19 protein-coding genes are annotated in these 16221 nt (G+C 57.9%); 5 read left to right on the top strand and 14 right to left on the bottom strand.

Annotated elements, in window-relative coordinates; genetic code table 11:
- Positions 1-20: 20 nt before the first annotated feature.
- Entirely contained in the window at positions 21-497 is a 477-nt protein-coding gene (locus tag EL234_RS00160) for a tRNA (cytidine(34)-2'-O)-methyltransferase (protein ID WP_126415572.1), read from the top strand.
- A 13-nt stretch (positions 498-510) separates the two neighbouring features.
- Here the strand turns inward: EL234_RS00160 and EL234_RS00155 are convergent, their stop codons facing one another.
- Entirely contained in the window at positions 511-1944 is a 1434-nt protein-coding gene (locus tag EL234_RS00155) for an LPXTG cell wall anchor domain-containing protein (protein WP_164712250.1), read from the bottom strand.
- Between the two features lie 177 nt (positions 1945-2121).
- Here EL234_RS00155 and EL234_RS00150 point away from each other — a divergent pair, with 177 nt between their 5' ends.
- On the top strand, positions 2122-2418 hold the full coding sequence (locus tag EL234_RS00150) for a helix-turn-helix domain-containing protein (protein ID WP_197718442.1): 297 nt from the start codon (positions 2122-2124) through the stop codon (positions 2416-2418).
- On the opposite strand, the gene EL234_RS00145 is transcribed toward EL234_RS00150, so the two are convergent.
- From EL234_RS00145 to glgA, 5 genes are all read right to left on the bottom strand, one after another.
- Positions 2415-3224, bottom strand: a complete 810-nt coding sequence (locus EL234_RS00145) for a TrmH family RNA methyltransferase (protein ID WP_197718441.1) — start codon at positions 3222-3224, stop codon at positions 2415-2417. The genes EL234_RS00150 and EL234_RS00145 overlap by 4 nt on opposite strands.
- Before the next feature lie 73 nt (positions 3225-3297).
- Entirely contained in the window at positions 3298-4440 is a 1143-nt protein-coding gene (locus EL234_RS00140) for an SPFH domain-containing protein (RefSeq protein WP_126415570.1), read from the bottom strand.
- 19 nt (positions 4441-4459) lie between these two features.
- Positions 4460-4903 (bottom strand): NfeD family protein, encoded by a 444-nt coding sequence (locus EL234_RS00135; RefSeq protein WP_126415569.1) that lies wholly within the window; start codon positions 4901-4903, stop codon positions 4460-4462.
- A gap of 96 nt (positions 4904-4999) precedes the next feature.
- Positions 5000-5785: an ABC transporter ATP-binding protein gene (locus tag EL234_RS00130; RefSeq protein ID WP_126415568.1), complete on the bottom strand. Its 786-nt coding sequence runs from the start codon at positions 5783-5785 to the stop codon at positions 5000-5002.
- Positions 5786-5853: 68 nt separating this feature from the next.
- Entirely contained in the window at positions 5854-7071 is a 1218-nt protein-coding gene (gene glgA, locus EL234_RS00125; protein ID WP_126415567.1) for a glycogen synthase, read from the bottom strand.
- Between the two features lie 117 nt (positions 7072-7188).
- Between glgA and EL234_RS00120 the strand changes: the two genes are divergently transcribed.
- The 3 genes from EL234_RS00120 to EL234_RS09430 all read left to right on the top strand — a co-directional run bounded on the left by EL234_RS00120 (position 7189) and on the right by EL234_RS09430 (position 9665).
- On the top strand, positions 7189-8433 hold the full coding sequence (locus tag EL234_RS00120; RefSeq protein ID WP_126415566.1) for a glucose-1-phosphate adenylyltransferase: 1245 nt from the start codon (positions 7189-7191) through the stop codon (positions 8431-8433).
- Positions 8434-8569: 136 nt separating this feature from the next.
- Positions 8570-9484, top strand: coding sequence for a phosphoserine phosphatase SerB (serB, locus tag EL234_RS00115; protein WP_126415565.1), 915 nt, complete (start codon positions 8570-8572; stop codon positions 9482-9484).
- On the top strand, positions 9477-9665 hold the full coding sequence (locus EL234_RS09430; protein ID WP_126415564.1) for a DUF6767 domain-containing protein: 189 nt from the start codon (positions 9477-9479) through the stop codon (positions 9663-9665). Before serB ends, EL234_RS09430 begins: the two co-directional genes overlap by 8 nt.
- 28 nt (positions 9666-9693) lie before the next feature.
- Here EL234_RS09430 and EL234_RS00105 read toward each other — a convergent pair whose 3' ends face one another.
- From EL234_RS00105 to sufD, 8 genes are read right to left on the bottom strand one after another with little or no spacing between them, the layout of a single operon-like run.
- The gene (locus EL234_RS00105; protein WP_164712248.1) at positions 9694-10188 is read right to left on the bottom strand and encodes a SixA phosphatase family protein; all 495 of its coding nucleotides are present in this window, start codon (positions 10186-10188) and stop codon (positions 9694-9696) included.
- Between the two features lie 14 nt (positions 10189-10202).
- A complete protein-coding gene (locus tag EL234_RS00100; RefSeq protein ID WP_197718440.1) occupies positions 10203-11819 on the bottom strand; it encodes an ABC-F family ATP-binding cassette domain-containing protein in 1617 nt (538 codons plus the stop codon).
- A 26-nt stretch (positions 11820-11845) separates the two neighbouring features.
- The gene (locus EL234_RS00095) at positions 11846-12196 is read right to left on the bottom strand and encodes a metal-sulfur cluster assembly factor (RefSeq protein WP_407701397.1); all 351 of its coding nucleotides are present in this window, start codon (positions 12194-12196) and stop codon (positions 11846-11848) included.
- Positions 12193-12636, bottom strand: coding sequence for a Fe-S cluster assembly sulfur transfer protein SufU (gene sufU / locus EL234_RS00090; protein ID WP_126415561.1), 444 nt, complete (start codon positions 12634-12636; stop codon positions 12193-12195). The genes EL234_RS00095 and sufU overlap by 4 nt, the downstream gene beginning before the upstream one ends.
- Positions 12633-13955 (bottom strand): cysteine desulfurase, encoded by a 1323-nt coding sequence (locus EL234_RS00085; RefSeq protein ID WP_126415560.1) that lies wholly within the window; start codon positions 13953-13955, stop codon positions 12633-12635. Before EL234_RS00085 ends, sufU begins: the two co-directional genes overlap by 4 nt.
- Complete coding sequence (sufC, locus tag EL234_RS00080) at positions 13956-14714, bottom strand: Fe-S cluster assembly ATPase SufC (RefSeq protein ID WP_126415559.1); 759 nt, start codon at positions 14712-14714, stop codon at positions 13956-13958.
- Between the two features lie 44 nt (positions 14715-14758).
- On the bottom strand, positions 14759-15088 hold the full coding sequence (locus EL234_RS00075) for a Rieske (2Fe-2S) protein (protein WP_126415558.1): 330 nt from the start codon (positions 15086-15088) through the stop codon (positions 14759-14761).
- Positions 15081-16220, bottom strand: coding sequence for a Fe-S cluster assembly protein SufD (gene sufD, locus EL234_RS00070; protein WP_126415557.1), 1140 nt, complete (start codon positions 16218-16220; stop codon positions 15081-15083). Before sufD ends, EL234_RS00075 begins: the two co-directional genes overlap by 8 nt.
- Position 16221: the final 1 nt, after the last annotated feature.

Genomic DNA, 16221 nt, shown 5'->3' with positions numbered 1-16221 from the left:
ACCCGCGCTACACTATGCGGGTGCTCGATTTTGTTTTTCATGAACCTAAGATCCCCGGAAACACCGGAAACGCGATCCGTTTGGCTGCGTGTACTGGCGCACGGTTACACCTCATAGAGCCGTTGGCCTTCAATTTTGCAGACGCGCATCTGAAACGTGCCGGCCTCGACTATCATGACCTTGCCGACCTGGTGGTTCATGAATCATGGGAGGCCGCCAAGGATTATTTCGGCCCAGACCGCCGCATTTTTGCGTTCACGGGTCATACGGAAAACTGTTACGCCGATGAGGAGTACACCGAGACCGATGTACTCCTCTTCGGAACCGAGACGACTGGCTTGCCCCAGTCCGTGTTATCCGATCCGCGCGTAACGAAACAGTTACGGATTCCGATGTTGCCCGGGCGCCGCTCGCTTAATTTGGCAAATTCAGCGTCGATTGCGCTTTACGAGGCCTGGCGTCAATTCGGATTTCGGGAGGCTGCGTCCATCTCGTAGCAGGCACGGGTGATTAGACACGCCGGCGCGTGGCTGTCACGAAAGCTCCGCCTAGGCTCACCATTCCTCCCCCGATCACGGCAAATCCGAGCGTGGCAGAGCCCGTGTCTGGTAGACGTCGCTGAACCGGTTTCTCTGGTTCTGTGGGCGCAGGCTGCGGAGTTGGCGGACTTGACGGAGTTGGAGGCTGCTCAGGTTCGGGGATCTCCACATGAACCGTTTCGGCAGGTTCGAAGAACGGCATCTGAATCACTTCGTCAGGCAGGCCGGTAAACGCTCCAGTTGTGTCGAACTTTCCAGAGGCCACGACCGTATACCACCCGTGGCTCAACTCTGATTCAAATGGGACAGTGTACGTGCCCGGTTCAGTTACTCGAAGCGTTGCCGTTTCGATCGGCTCCAAGCCCTCGGGCACGGTCGGCTGTTCAGGTTGCTGATCGTCGAACGGTCCGTACAGGTTGGCGACGACGTCGTATACAGCCGGCTCTTCGCCATTGCTCGGCCAGGTGTCGGCATTGATAGAAATGACGTCCTGGATCTGCCGAGCGTCTTTTGTAGTTAGCACGGCAGCTTCCGTACTCATCGAAATCCCAACAGGACTGGGTTGATCACGCAGCACGTCGTCTTGGGTGATAGAGCCAGGTTCGCCCACGAGGTGCATGTCTTGTGCCACGGAATGATGCCCGGTCCTAAACGAATGTCCGGGAATATTACTGTACGTAATCTTCACTGAGACCTGTCCGAAAGCAGGCGCCTCGATGGCGAATCGCTGCGGATCGTTCCCCGTTGTTCCATTTAAGGTGTCTGTTGCGCTGTCAACAAACACGCCACCGGTGAGCTGCGCAGTGAACGGAATCCCCACCAGCGGTTTTCCAGCTTGCCCGCGCACAACAAACCCACTGAGCTCAGACCCGTGGAGAGAAATCTCATCAGCGGTATGCGGGCCGGCGAGATCTCTCGCAAGGTCAAGCAAGTCGCGTGCTTGTTGTTTCCATGGCGACTGCCCACCCATCTGCGCTCCGCGGGCATCGGACGTGAGTTCGTAGATTGCGATACTAAACGCTTCAGGCGCAATTCCGGATGCTCGCTCATCACCCCACAGGTCCAAGACGGCAGCGAGCACTCCTGTATTCTCGGCAGGGACGTTCGCATCCCAGCCGTGCTCTGTTGGTTGGCGAGTATAGGCTTGGCCGGCCTGCGTCGTCGAATAAGACTCGAACGACGCCGATTCTAGGCCGCGTTGATAGACAAAGTTCAACTGCCTATCCCCGGTACACAAAGCGATACTTTCGCTACCGTTACGGATACCACCAAATTCGCTATGTCTTTGGGACTCAACGTTTGACCAGCGGCTTTCGTCGGCCACGGCCTGTGGTATGAAAAGCGTGAACACGGCGATGAGAAGAACGATGAACAGTGCCGGACGGCGTACATTGATCGTATGCATAGATTTTCCTTTCGACGCGTCCATCGTTGCTGACTCACGATCACGGCCGCAATGACGCAACGACGCCGGTGGAAAAGCGCCGCAATGTGGCACCTGTGGAAAAAGATTTTGAAGACTGACACGGCCACCGTGTATACCCGGCGGACTTTCGCGGTGCATACACGGAAACTCAACATTGTGACTACACCATCGCCTGCAGAACGTGCGCTCGCATCTGCGTTCGCCAAAACTCTTCAGGCGCGCCGCAAAGAATTGGGCCTCACCCAAGAACAGGTAGCTTTGCGTGCAAACATTAACCGCAACCATTATCAGCTACTCGAGCACGCACGCTCCGATCGCAGATCGAACCGCCCAGCCAACCCACGTCTATCAACACTGATCAAGCTGGCAAAAGTGTTCGACTGTTCCGTGCAAGATTTGTTGAGTAACGCTTTAGAAGAGTACGACGCTGCGGATATCAATCCCTACGACTAGCGAATCGCCCAAGCCGCAACTGCGGCCGCTGCACCAACGTTGAGCGAATCCACACCGGCACGCATCGGGATCTTCACCACGTAATCAGCTGCCGACGTCGTCGAGGCGGCGAGCCCATCACCTTCTGTTCCTAGAATGAACGCAACCTTTCCAGAGCGGACCACAGGCAACTCAGCAAAGCGTTCCAGACTCACTGCACGGCTGTCCAAGGCGAGCGCGGCCGTCGTCCAACCATGATCACGCAGGAGCGAAGCTCTTTGCGGCCAGCCGGTTATTCGCGTCCACGGGATCTGAAAAACCGTGCCCATCGACACCTTGATCGACCTGCGATACAGCGGATCTGCACAGTGATCCGTGACCAGGATGGCGTCCACACTAAGGGCTGCCGCCGAACGGAAAATCGCGCCCACATTCGTGTGATCTACCAAGTCCTCCAACACAAAAATTCGCCGAGCCCCGCCAAGCTGATCGAGAAAACTTGTCACATCCGGCAGCTCCGGCCGGTTCATCGATGCGATAGCCCCACGGTGGATCCGGAACCCCGTGAGTTGCTCCAACAGCGCATCGTCAAGCACGAACAGCGGGACGTCGTCGGGAAAAAGCGGCTCGAAGGTCGCAGCCCACCTGGCCGTCATGACGGCGGCCCGAGGCTCGTGCCCGGCCTGCAACGCGCGGCGGATCACCTTCTCGCCTTCGGCAAGATACAGGCCCCGCTCGGAGTCCAGCTTCTTTCGTAACGCGACGTCGTTGAGGCGCACGAAGTCGTCAAGGCGCGGATCGGCTACATCAGGTACGTTGATAATCACGGGAATACTCTGCCAGAAAAGGGACCAAAAAAGCGGTGACCCACGAGAGTGGGTCACCGCTAGGCCACTATGACTACGGCATAGGCGTATTCGGATCGAGAGGATCAGGCTGATCCGGATCCTGGCCTACTGACTGGCTCGGATTAAACGGTTTACCCGAATGCGTTCCAGATTCTTCAGCTTCAGACGACGCGCGCGTTGCCTCGCCACGTGCGGAGGCTAGGGCCTCGTCGACGTCCGGCAAGCTCGTGCTAGCAAGCGAATCTGCGATCCCGTCATCAAGGCCTTCAAGGTTGACCTTGATTGGCGTGTCGTCCAGATCCCCGCCGTCCTTCTTCTTACCTGTGAATCCGGCGGTAACGGCGTCGAGTGCAGCAGTAAGTTCGGTCGGCACGATCCACAGCTTCGACGACTGCGAGTCGGCAATCTGCGGAAGCACCTTCAAGTACTCGTAGCTCAACAGCTTCGGATCGGCGTTACCGCGGTGGATAGCATCAAAGACCTGCAAAATTGCTCGCGATTCACCTTGAGCTTCAAGGATCTTCGCCTGTGCGGAACCTTCCGCACGCAAAATCGCGGACTGCTTCTCACCTTCCGCGGTGAGGATCTGCGACTGCTTGACACCTTCGGCCGTGAGGATCGCTGCACGCCTATCACGTTCAGCCTTCATCTGCTGTTCCATCGCGCTTTGCACGGTTGCTGGCGGATCGATTGCCTTGAGCTCAACTCGCGAGACGCGGATGCCCCAGCGGCCGGTTGCTTCGTCAAGAACCCCGCGCAACTGGCCATTGATCTGGTCACGGCCGGTGAGTGCCTGTTCCATGTCCATCGAACCGATAATGTTACGCAGCGTGGTCACGGCAAGCTGTTCGATGGCCGACATCGGATCGGCGATCTCGTACGTGGCCGCTTCTGGCTGAGTCACCTGGTAGTAGATCACCGTGTCAATATTGACCACGATGTTGTCCGAGGTAATCACAGGCTGGGGCGGGAACGGCACCACCTGTTCACGCATGTCGATACGCTGGCGTACAGAATCGAAGAACGGGATCAGGAAGTGAAGCCCTGGCCGCAAGGTCTTGCTGTATTTACCAAGCCGTTCGATAATCACCGTGTATCCCTGGTGAACCTGAATAACAGATTTCGCGATCGCGACTACGACGAGTAGCGCCAAAATCCCCAGGAACACGAGGAGAATGATGCTTGAATCTCCCATGACGTCCTACTTTCTTTGGTTAACGATAATTGTTGGTCGGATTAAACTGTTCAACGACTGCTCGGGCGCCTTCGACACCCACGACGACGACGGCGGTGCCTTCTGCTATTGGCGGTCCGTAGGTTTTTGCGCTCCACACTTCCCCACCAATTTTCACGCGCCCGGCTTTGACGTCGATATCCGTTAAGGCGTGTGCCACCTGGCCGCGCATGGCATAAACGTTTGATTCACCTTTCGATGAATCGTTGACGTGCCTGCGGGCCCACGGGCGAATGAAAGCGATGCCGAGTACGGACACAACTGCGAAGAGAACGATTTGCAAAACGAGCGCATCGGGTGCGATCGCCGACGTTATCGCGGCAACGAGCGTGCCACCTGCGAACATCATGAACAGGAAATCGACGGTCAGCGTTTCGGCGATCAATAGCACGAGCGTGATGATCGCCCAGATTCCCCATGCCATTTAGTCTCCCTACTATTCGGTAGCGTTCTTACTCACAGTTTACACGCCGTTACCTACCACACACCTCCGCCTACGGTTGTAAAATCGCGGGAATATTTACTTGGCAGCGCGGGCAGTGTACCTGCCGGAATCGTAGGTGACGTTGATGGGCACGTCGAAGACCTGTGAGAGGGTCTCGGACGTCATCACCTCGTCAAGCGTGCCACGTGCGGCGACCTGGCCATCCTTGAGCAGTAGACCGTGCGTGAAACCTTCTGGAATGTCCTCAACGCGATGGGTGACGAGTACCATGACGGGCGCATATTTCGCACGCGCCAGGTCGGTCAGCGAGCCGAGTAGAACTTCCCGCCCACCAAGGTCTAATCCCGACGCCGGTTCGTCAAGAACGAGAACTTCCGGATCGGGCATGAGCGCACGAGCAATACCAACCCGCTTGCGCTCCCCTGTTGACAGGGTTCCCCAGCGGCGGTCCTGAAGATGAGCAACACCGAGAATGGAAAGCAGCTCGCGGGCGCGCTCGTTATCGATCTCTTCGTATTCTTCACGCCAGGTGTTGATGACGCCGTAGGCTCCCGTGCGCACAACATCGATCACTTTTTCGCGTTCGCTAATTCTCTGATCAAGTGCCGACGACGACAGCCCAACGAGCGGATGAATCTCAGACACGTCGACTTTGCCAAGTTTTTGCCCGACGATCGAGACCGTGCCGTAGGTGGGATGAAGCCGTCCAGAAACCAGCCGCATGAGAGTCGTTTTACCGGCACCATTCTGGCCGAGCACGACCCAGCGCTCGCCTTCATTTACGGACCAGCTCACCCGGTCGACAATATTTCGTCCGCCACGGCGAACGCTAACATTACTTACGTCTAAAACATCTCCCATGTGCCTCACCCTAGTTCACTCGTGGGTTGGTGTGCTAGAGCACACCAACCCACGGTGCGATTGCTTCGTTACTTGCCGAGAATGTCGTTGTAGAAAGCCATCGTCTTCACGGCAATGGACTCCCACGAGAAGTGCTCTTCAGCGCGCTTGCGGCCGGCCCGGCCCATTTCCTTCGCGCGCTCAGGATCGGAGACCATCTCCGCAAGAGCCTCGCCAAGATCCTTCTCAAACTTATCCGGATCAAGCGGGGTTCCCGTGCCGTCTTGCTTCTGCTCGATCGGTACGAGCGTGCCTGTCACGCCGTGATCGATACAGTCCGGAATACCACCAGTGGCAGTTCCGACGACGGGCAGACCAACGGCCATCGCCTCAAGGTTGACGATACCGAGCGGTTCGTAGACGGATGGCGTGACGAACGTCGTCGAGCAAGATTCGAGTGCCACGATCTTGTCGTGTGGCAGGTGTTCGTCAATCCACACCACGCCGTCGCGATCCTTCTGCAGGTCTTCGACGAGCCCTCGAGTTTCCTCGAGAATCTCCGGCGTGTCGGGTGCCCCCGCACACAGGATTACCTGGACGTCTTCCGGCACATACTTGAGGGCACGCAACAGGCCAGGCACGCCCTTCTGCCGAGTAATCCGGCCAACGAAAATGATCGTCGGCTTATCCGGATCGAGGCCGTAGGAGCTGAAGTATTCACGTGCAGCTGCCCATTCTTCATCCGTTTGCGGCGCCTTCCAATCATCGAGGTCGATACCGTTGTGGATGACGCGCACCTTGTCGGGGTCAACCGCCGGGTAAGAGCGCAGGATGTCGTCGCGCATACCGTTCGACACGGCAACGATGCCGTCGGCAGCTTCGTAAGCCGTCTTTTCGATCCACGATGAGACTTCGTAGCCACCGCCGAGTTGCTCGCGCTTCCACGGACGTAGCGGCTCAAGCGAGTGCGCAGAAATAACGTGCGGAATGCCGTAGAGCATCTTCGACAGGTGGCCTGCCATGTTCGCATACCACGTGTGCGAGTGAACGATGTCGGCGTCGGCGGTCTTATCCGCAATTTGCAGGTCGACGCCGAGCGTCTTCAATGTCGCATTCGCACCGTCGAGCTCAGCAACATCGCTGTAGCCGTGGACGGTCACACCATCGCCGCCCTCGCGCGGCCCGTCAAACGCATGGACGTGCACGTCAGCGTGCACTTTCAGCACCTTTGCCAGCTCGGTGACGTGAACGCCTGCGCCTCCGTAAACGTGCGGCGGGTATTCGCGGGTGAGCAGATCGACTCTCATCAATCTTCCTTTCTCTATGAGGGAACGTGAAACGTGTTCGTTCATAGCCTATCCCGGACTTCGATTGATTTTGTGAAATAGGCCAATTTTCTCTGCAAAGCAGTTAAGCTTAGAAACATGAGATCTAAACCACGTGTACTTGCCATTGTTCTTGCTGGAGGGGAAGGCAAACGCCTCATGCCCTTGACCAAGGAGCGCGCCAAGCCGGCCGTTCCATTCGGCGGAACCTACCGCCTCATTGACTTCGTGCTGTCAAATATCGTCAACTCGGGATATTTGAAGACCGTCGTCTTGACCCAGTACAAGTCTCATTCCCTTGATCGTCATATTTCGAAGACGTGGCGCATGTCGTCACTGCTCGGCAACTACATTGCTCCGGTGCCCGCCCAGCAGCGCGTGTCGAAGAGCTGGTTCTCGGGCTCGGCGGATGCCGTCTACCAGTCGCTCAACATTCTCGACGACGAACGGCCAGACATCGTTCTCATCACCGGTGCGGATAACATCTACCGGATGGATTTCTCGCAGATGGTTGAACAGCACATCGACACGGGTGTGGGGATGACCATCTCCGGTATTCGTCAGCCGATCGAAATGTCGAGCTCGTTCGGCGTCATCGATACCGATCCTAATGACACGAAGAAGGTTCGTGAGTTCCTCGAGAAGCCTGCTGAAGTTGACGGGCTGCCTGATTCGCCGAACGAGATCCTCGCGTCGATGGGTAACTACGTTGTGTCTGCTGATGTGCTCTACGAAGCGCTACATCAGGACGCGGCCAACCCGGATTCCAACCATGACATGGGCGGAGATCTTGTGCCGATGTTCGTTAATAACAACGACTGCGGTGTCTACGACTTCACCTTCAACGAGGTTCCCGGCTCGACCGAACGTGATCGCAACTACTGGCGCGACGTCGGTACGATCGACATGTTCCACGAGGCGAACATGGATCTTATTTCAGTCAACCCGATCTTTAACCTGTACAACGACAAGTGGCCGCTGTACACCGGTTACACGGGTCTGCCACCGGCAAAGTTCGTTTACGGCCACCGTGAACGTCTTGGCCACGCGCTCGATTCGATCATCTCCCCCGGCGTCATCATCTCCGGTGGTGAGGTCATCGGTTCGGTGCTCTCGCCGCACGTGCGGGTAAACTCTTGGTCCTCGGTTCGCGATTCGGTGCTGTTCGACGGCGTGAATGTGGGCCGTAACGCCACTGTCGTCGGCGCGATTCTCGACAAGTACGTCAACGTCGAAGAAGGCGCACAGATCGGCATCGATCACGATCATGATCGGGAGCGCGGCTTCCACGTGTCCGACGGCGGTATCGTCGTCGTTCCGAAGGGCGCAACCGTTCGCGCCTAGTCGCTCTACCTATCTGACAACTTGCAGGTGGAGGGGCCAGCTCGGTTAGCCGAGCTGGCCCCTTCGGCTGTTGAAGACGTGTCGGCATTCCTCACATTGCGGCAAATAGTTTCCGCGGCAGACTAGGCTGGTGGATATGCGCGTTCGTTTTTCACTTGTGTCAGACCGCCGGCTACCGGAGGCACTTGTTCGCCATGTTCGGCGTACGATTACAGACGTTTGTGACGCCCCAGACGAACGCCCGGTGCCTGTACCTGGCTTGAATGCCCTGACGTGGCTGTTCGATCTGCCAGAGCAGCTACCCGAACCGTTCACGGGAGCGTTATCGGCGTTGCGTGACGAACTGAGAGGCCCTGCAATGGCACTGGCCGTTGACTCGGCATTTATCACGGGCCCGATGGCTGACCACGGACCGCGAGCGATCGTCACAGACGTGGATTCGACGTTCATCACGACCGAAGTGATCGAGATGCTCGCTGCTTACGCGGGCGTGGAAGAGGAAGTTCGCGCGGTGACGGAATCTGCGATGCGCGGCGAACTCGATTTCAAGGAATCGCTCGAACACCGGGTCGCCCTGTTGCGCGGCGTACCCGCCGACGTCGTCGACGACGTCTTCGCCGCGATCAAACTTACCCCCGGCGCGCGGCGCCTCGTCGATGCAGCCCATGCTCGCGGCGCTAAATTCGGCTTAGTATCAGGCGGTTTTACTGAGGTCGTTGGAAAGATAGGAGCGGACTGCCAGATCGACGGCTATGTGGCCAACGGACTCGAGGTCAACGACGGCGTTCTCACCGGGCGCACCTACGGGCCAGTGATTGATGGGGCAGCGAAAGTTGAGGCGATCGAACGCTGGCAGGAGGAGTGGGACGTTTCCCCCGATCTCACGCTATGTGCCGGCGACGGGGCAAACGACCTGCCGATGCTCGCCAGGGCTGGTCTTGGTGTGGCGTTCATGGGCAAACAGGTCGTCGTCGAACGGGCTGACTGCGCGATCTCAATCCCGCGGCTGGATGCCATTGCGGCACTGGTTGGATGGGATATCGATGGCTAAACCAGCACCCGAATGCCCAATCCGTTTCGGTGAGCCCTGCACGTTATGCCAGCTGTACGTGACGGGCCCAGAGGACTGCCAAACTGTTCGCCTCGTGTTAGACGATCCCGAACTGCGCGCAGAATGGCAACGCAAACGAGCCGCCTATATCAAGGCTAAGCGCGAGGCGAGGAAAAGCTAGCGCCGCCGCCTGGGATGATTCCCGCAGGCTAGGACGGCAGCCGCGGAGCGGTCAAGAAGTCTTTCAGAGCTAGGCCTCCGGTCGGCATCTCCAGCCACGGGCGAGCACATGTGAAAACTGCCGTGCCCGCCGTCGGGAAACCGCTTTCAAATCCAGCGCTCCCCTGCCTGTCCCACAGCTCGAAAGCCAGTGCGGACATCGTCGGCTCATGCCCCACGATCATCACCGTTTGTCCGGTGGCCTCGGTGCGAATGATCTCAACTAGGTCATCGCCGCCAGCAGAGTACAACCGCGGATCAATGTTCACCGCATCCGCTTTCAAGCCGCCAGCCACGAGCTGTTCCAACGTCTGCTGGGTGCGCACCGCATCGGATACGAACAACTGGTCAATAACAGGAAAGCGACTGGCAAGTTGACCGCCAATATAGCTGGCTTGCCGACGCCCGCGGTCAGCGAGTGGGCGGCGATGGTCGGGCGAGCCATCTGCAGCCTTCGCGTGGCGCATCACAATAAGAGTATTCATGTGCTCAAGCATAGCTAGGCAAGCGAAATAAGGTCGATGTAGTCGTCAGACCACAAGTCCTCGTCCCCATCCGGCAAGAGCAGAACCCGATCCGGATTCAGCGCTTTAACCGCCCCCTCGTCGTGTGTCACGAGCACCACAGCACCCTCGTATGTGCGCAAAGCTGCCAAAATCTTTTCCCGGGAGGCCGGGTCGAGATTGTTCGTCGGTTCATCAAGAAGGAGAACGTTAGCTGCGGAGGCGACGATCGTAGCAAGCGCGAGCCGAGTCTTTTCGCCGCCAGAAAGGACAGACGCGGGCTTATCGGCGTCGTCGCCAGAAAATAGGAACGAGCCGAGCACGCTGCGCACCGCCGTGTCGTCAAACGTGTCAGGTGCCGCCCGGCGCATGTTTTCTTCCACGGTCGCATCGAGGTCAATAAACTCGTGTTCCTGGGCGTAGTAGCCGATTTTCAGGCCGTGGCCGGCTTTGATCTCACCCGCATCCGGCTTCTCTACACCGGCGAGCAAGCGAAGTAGCGTCGTTTTGCCAGCACCGTTCAACCCGAGCACGACGACACGCGAGCCGCGGTCAATCGCAAGGTCAACCCCGGCAAACACTTCGAGCGAGCCGTATGCTTTCGTCAACCCTGTTGCCATCAACGGGGTTTTGCCGCACGGAGCCGGATCTGGAAAACGTAGCTGAGCGACCTTCTCTTCCGCGCGTTCCTCATCTAACGCCGCCAACATCTTCTCTGCACGCCGTTCCATGTTCTGTGCCGCCACCGCTTTAGTGGCTTTGTACCGCATTTTGTCGGCTTGCGCTCGCAGGGCAGCCGCTTTCTTTTCGGCATTTTGCCGTTCCCGACGACGACGCCGCTCATCTGCCTCGCGCTGAGTGAGGTAGCGATCCCAGCCCATCGAATACACGTCGAGCATTCCTCGGTTCGCATCCAGGTACCAGACCGTATTCACGGTATCCCTCAGCAGCTCAACCGAATGCGAAATGATGACGTAGCCGCCGGAATAGTTCTTCAACCAGTCACGCAACCACACAATAGAATCGTGGTCGAGGTGGTTCGTTGGCTCATCGAGAAGAAGGGTTTGTGCACCAGAAAAGAGCACCCGCGCCAGCTCAACCCGGCGGCGCTGGCCACCCGAAAGCGTGGCAAGTGGCTGCTCAAGGACTCGATCGGGCAAACCGAGTGCGGCCGTAATCCGCGCGGCCTCCGAATTCGCAGCCCACCCGCCAGCCGCCGTAAACTCGGCGTCTAACCGCGCATAGCGCTCAATAGCCTTTTGCTGCCTCTCGCCGTCGAGCGTGGACATCTCACGCTCGGCTTTAGCGATTCTTCGTAGCATCGATTCAATACCGCGAGCGGACAGTATCCTGTCGCGTGCTATCTGATCAGTATCACCGACACGGGTGTCTTGAGCCAGATAACCAATCGGATCACGCCGATGAATCGCACCTTGTCGTTCGACGACGTCGGAGCTCGCGTCCTCACCAGCGAGCAGCCGCATTAAGGTCGTCTTGCCAGCACCATTTCGACCAACAAGCCCAATGCGCTTGCCTTTACCGACGCTAAGCGAGACGGGGTGTAAAAGCACCCGCTGCCCGATACGCATCTGAAGATCTTGCGCTTGAATCACGCAGACCAGTCTAGCGCCGGGTGATCTTAGACGTTAAAGCCGAGCGCGCGGAGCTGTTCCCGCCCGTCGTCGGTGATACGTTCCGGACCCCACGGCGGAAGCCACACCCAGTTGATCCGAAATTCTTCAACGAGGCCCGCCACAGCTTGGTGGCACTGCTCTTCGATGACGTCGGTAAGCGGGCATGCTGCGGACGTTAACGTCATGCCCACCACCGCTGAGCTTCCGTCGATCGTCAGCCCGTACACGAGGCCGAGATCCACAATGTTGATACCGAGTTCGGGATCGATCACATCCTTGAGAGCCTCAATGAGGTCATCTTCGATAGATGTGGCAGCTACAGGATTGTCTGTCACGATTATCTCCTTCTTCGTTATTCGTTGGCTTGCATGGTGGCGTCCTTCAGCGCCATCCAGCCAAGCAGAGCACACTTGATACGCATCGGGAATTTCGCCACGCCATGCAATGATGAGGCATCTTCAAGCAGGTCGGCGTCCTCATCAGAAATCTCGGCACCGCGAGAATCCATCATGCGCCGGAACGTGTCGTACAACTTCTCAAAGTCGGCGGCTGACTTGTTTTCCACGAGTTCTGTCATCATCGAGATCGACGCCTGCGAAATAGAACAGCCGTGCCCCGTCCACGCAAGATCCGTGTAGCGGCCGTCTTCCATGTTGACCTGGTAGTTCACCTGATCACCGCACGTGGGGTTCACTTGAAAAGACTCGCCGTCCGGGTCTTCGATCTCACCTTCGCCGTGACGCTCCCGAGCCGCATCCAAAATAATTTCTTGGTACATCTGCTCAAGTTCGTTCATCGTGCCTCCCCCACTTTCTCATCTGTCACGCCAAAATATTCGCGTACCCGCCCCAAGGCGGCCAAAAACACGTCCACTTCTTCAGCCGTATTATACGGCCCGAAGGAAGCGCGGCATGAAGCATGAACCCCAAAGTGTTGATGGATTGGTTGAGCACAGTGGTGGCCCACACGAATAGCGATTCCCTGCGAGTCAAGCAACTGACCGACGTCGTGAGGGTGCACCCCAGCAACGTCAAAAGCGACCACTCCGATCCGCTCGGAGGCGTCCGTTGGCCCAAGGACGCGCACACCGGGGATCTGCGACAAGCCGGCAAGTGCGCGTGCTGTTAGCTCTTCCTCGTGGCGTGCAATCTCATCCATGCCGATGTCCAGCAGATAGTTTGCTGCAGCACCCATCCCAACCGCTTGGGCGACAGGCTGAGTGCCGGCTTCAAAGCGTGCCGGCGGGCGCGCAAACGTGGTGGCCTCCATGCGGACGATCTCCACCATGGAACCACCGAAGAGGAAAGGTGGCATCGCTGCAAGCAGGTCCGCGCGCCCATACAGCGCACCGATCCCAGTCGGCCCGAGCATCTTGTGCCCGGAAAACGCGGCGAAGTCGACGTCGAGTTCATGGAAATCAACCGGCATGTGTGGGACCGACTGGCATGCATCCAGCACGGTCAACGCACCAACCTCACGGGCACGCTCCACGATCTGTCTCACCGGAGAAATCGCTCCGGTCACGTTCGACACGTGGGTGAACGCCACGAGCTTCGTACGCTCGTCAATTACTCCATCAGTCAGGTCAATACGGCCGTCGTCAGTAAGATCAAACCAGCGCAGTTCCGCTCCGGTACGAATACAAAGTTCTTGCCAGGGAATCAGATTCGCGTGGTGTTCGGCGCGAGTGATGACGACATTATCGCCGGCGCGCAAAGTCAAGCGTTCGTGAATAGCCGCTAGGCGTTCTTTCTGCTTGCGTCCCCCGCGTAGCACGCTCTGACCACGCCCGCGGGAAATATCGTCAATGACGTAGGCAATAAGATTGAGCGCTTCAGTGGAATTCTTCGTCCACACGATCTCTTCGGGCTCGGCGCCAACCAACCGGGCCACCGATTCGCGAGCCTGCTCGTAGGCAACCGTCGCCTCAGCAGCAAGCGTGTGCGAACCCCGGTTAACCGCGCCGTTGGAATACGTTTCCTGCCGGACGACGGCGTCGATCACGGCCTGCGGTTTTTGTGACGTGGCACCGGAGTCAAGGTAGACGAGGGGCACCCCGTCCTGCACTTCACGCTGCAGGACGGGGAAATCCTCTCGAGGAGCAGGACAACTCATTTAGGCCTGCATTTTTTCGAAACGCTCGTAGCCGTTTTCTTCCAGCTCGTCCGCAAGCTCCGGACCGCCAGACTCGGCCACTCGTCCATCAACAAACACGTGCACGTGATCAGGCTTGATGTAGCGCAAAATACGCGTGTAATGCGTGATCAGCATGATGCCGTTATTGTTTTCTTGATGCACCCGGTTAACACCTTCAGACACGAGACGCAGAGCATCAACATCAAGGCCGGAATCGGTCTCGTCAAGAACCGCGAAACGTGGCTTGAGCATCTCCATCTGCAGAATCTCTAGGCGCTTCTTCTCACCGCCAGAGAATCCGACGTTGAGGTCACGGCTTGCCCAGTCTTTATCTGCCTTAAAGTTCTCCATGGCCGTGTTGAGGTCTTTGACCCAGGTCCGCAGCTTGGGAGCTTCGCCGTCGATCGCTGTCTTGGCGGCGCGCAGGAAGTTGGTCACCGTCACTCCGGGGACTTCTACGGGGTACTGCATTGCGATGAACAGGCCGACGTGTGCACGCTCGTCCGGGCTCATGTCTTCAATGTTTTCGCCGTCGAGCAAGATCTCGCCCTCGTCGATTTCGTAGTCTGGATGGCCAGCGATCGCGTAGGCCAACGTCGACTTTCCAGAACCGTTCGGGCCCATGATGGCGTGGATTTCACCGTGGTTGATGGTGAGGTCCACTCCCTTGAGGATCTGCAGTGGACCGTCCTGTGTTTCGACCGATACGTGGAGGTTCTTAATTTCCAGTGTAGACACGTTAGTTTTCTTTCGGTTAGTGCGCCTTGCGGCGCGGTGAATTCTTAATTGACGGTGATGTAGACGTCGTCGCCGTCTACACGCACCTGGTAGGTCTTGACCGGCGCTGAGGCCGGAGGGTTAAGTGGCTGACCTGTATGCAGGTCGAATGCCGAGCCGTGCCGCGTGCATTCCAGAGTTTCCCCGTCAACATAGCCTTCTGCGAGCTTGAAACGCCCGTGTGAACAGCGATTATCGACGGCGAACCAGTTGCCGGTCTCTGCGTGGACGAGCGCCACCGCAAGCGGTAGCGGCTTGCCAGGGATGTCGATGCCAACTGCATGAACATCCCCGGGTGCCACCTCATCGACCGTGCACGCGAAATACTCAGGCATTCTGCAACTCCAGTGCGATATCGAGTTCCGCTTCGATGGATTCCATGAGCTTGTTTTGCACCGTATCAACACCGATCTGGTTGATGAGCTCGGCGAAGAACCCGCGCACCACGAGCCGGCGAGCCTGATCTTCAGGGATGCCGCGCGAACGCAGGTAGAACAGCTGGTTGTCATCGAAGTATGCGGTCGCAGATGCGTGGCCTGCGCCCTCAATCTCTCCGGTCTCGATTTCGAGGTTCGGTACAGAATCTGCACGCGAGCCGTCGGTCAAGATGAGGTTGCGGTTTTCCTCATACGTGTCCGTCCCCTCGGCGATCTTGCGGATGACGACGTCGCCCACCCACACCGCATGCGCATCATCACCCTGCAAAGCGCCCTTGTACGACGAGCGCGAACGGCAATTCGGCTGGTTGTGCTCCATGAGCAAGCGGTTTTCGATGTGCTGGCCCTCGTCTGCGTAGTAGGCGCCCAACATCTCCAGCTCCGCACCTTCACCGGCGAAATCCGACGACGACGTCACGCGCACGACATCCCCGCCCAGTGTGACGACGATGTGCTTGAGCGTGCCCGAACGCCCCACTCGCATGCGGTGGGACGCAATATGTGCGGCGTCGTCGTCCCAATCCTGGATTGACACAACAGTCAGATTCGCACCATCAGCGACCTGAACTTCAACGCCCTGAGCAAGCCGAGCCGAGCCCGTGTGATTGAGAACGATCGTTCCTTTCGAATGCTGCTCTGCAATGATCACAATGTGCATGGGCGCCACCTGGCTCGACCCATCACCCTGAATATTGACGATGACCTCCTTGTCGAGTTCAACGTCTTTGGCAATGGTGATCACATAGGCGTCGTTGAAATCCTTCCACGACAGTGCCGCAACCCGATCTTCCGGAGCTACGGTTTTGCCAAGCCGGTCATCATCACGGCTCACCTTTTCAAGTGTCGCATCGCCAGTCACCGTCACCGTAGGCGCAGTGCCCGGAGCTGCTTCAGCGAAGAAATCCTCGATACGCTCAACCGGCGTGAAACGCCAGACCTCTTCGGTTCCTTGCGGAACCGGATGCGTGGCGAAATCGAAAGAGCGATTACGGTCTGCAAGCGAAGATCCACTAGTTGTCACATCAGTCATA

Origin of the sequence: Trueperella bialowiezensis (assembly GCF_900637955.1) — a bacterium.
GTDB classification, from domain to species: domain Bacteria; phylum Actinomycetota; class Actinomycetes; order Actinomycetales; family Actinomycetaceae; genus Trueperella; species Trueperella bialowiezensis.
The sequence above is the reverse complement of the archived record's forward strand: the minus strand, read 5'-3'. Positions and strand labels throughout refer to the sequence as shown.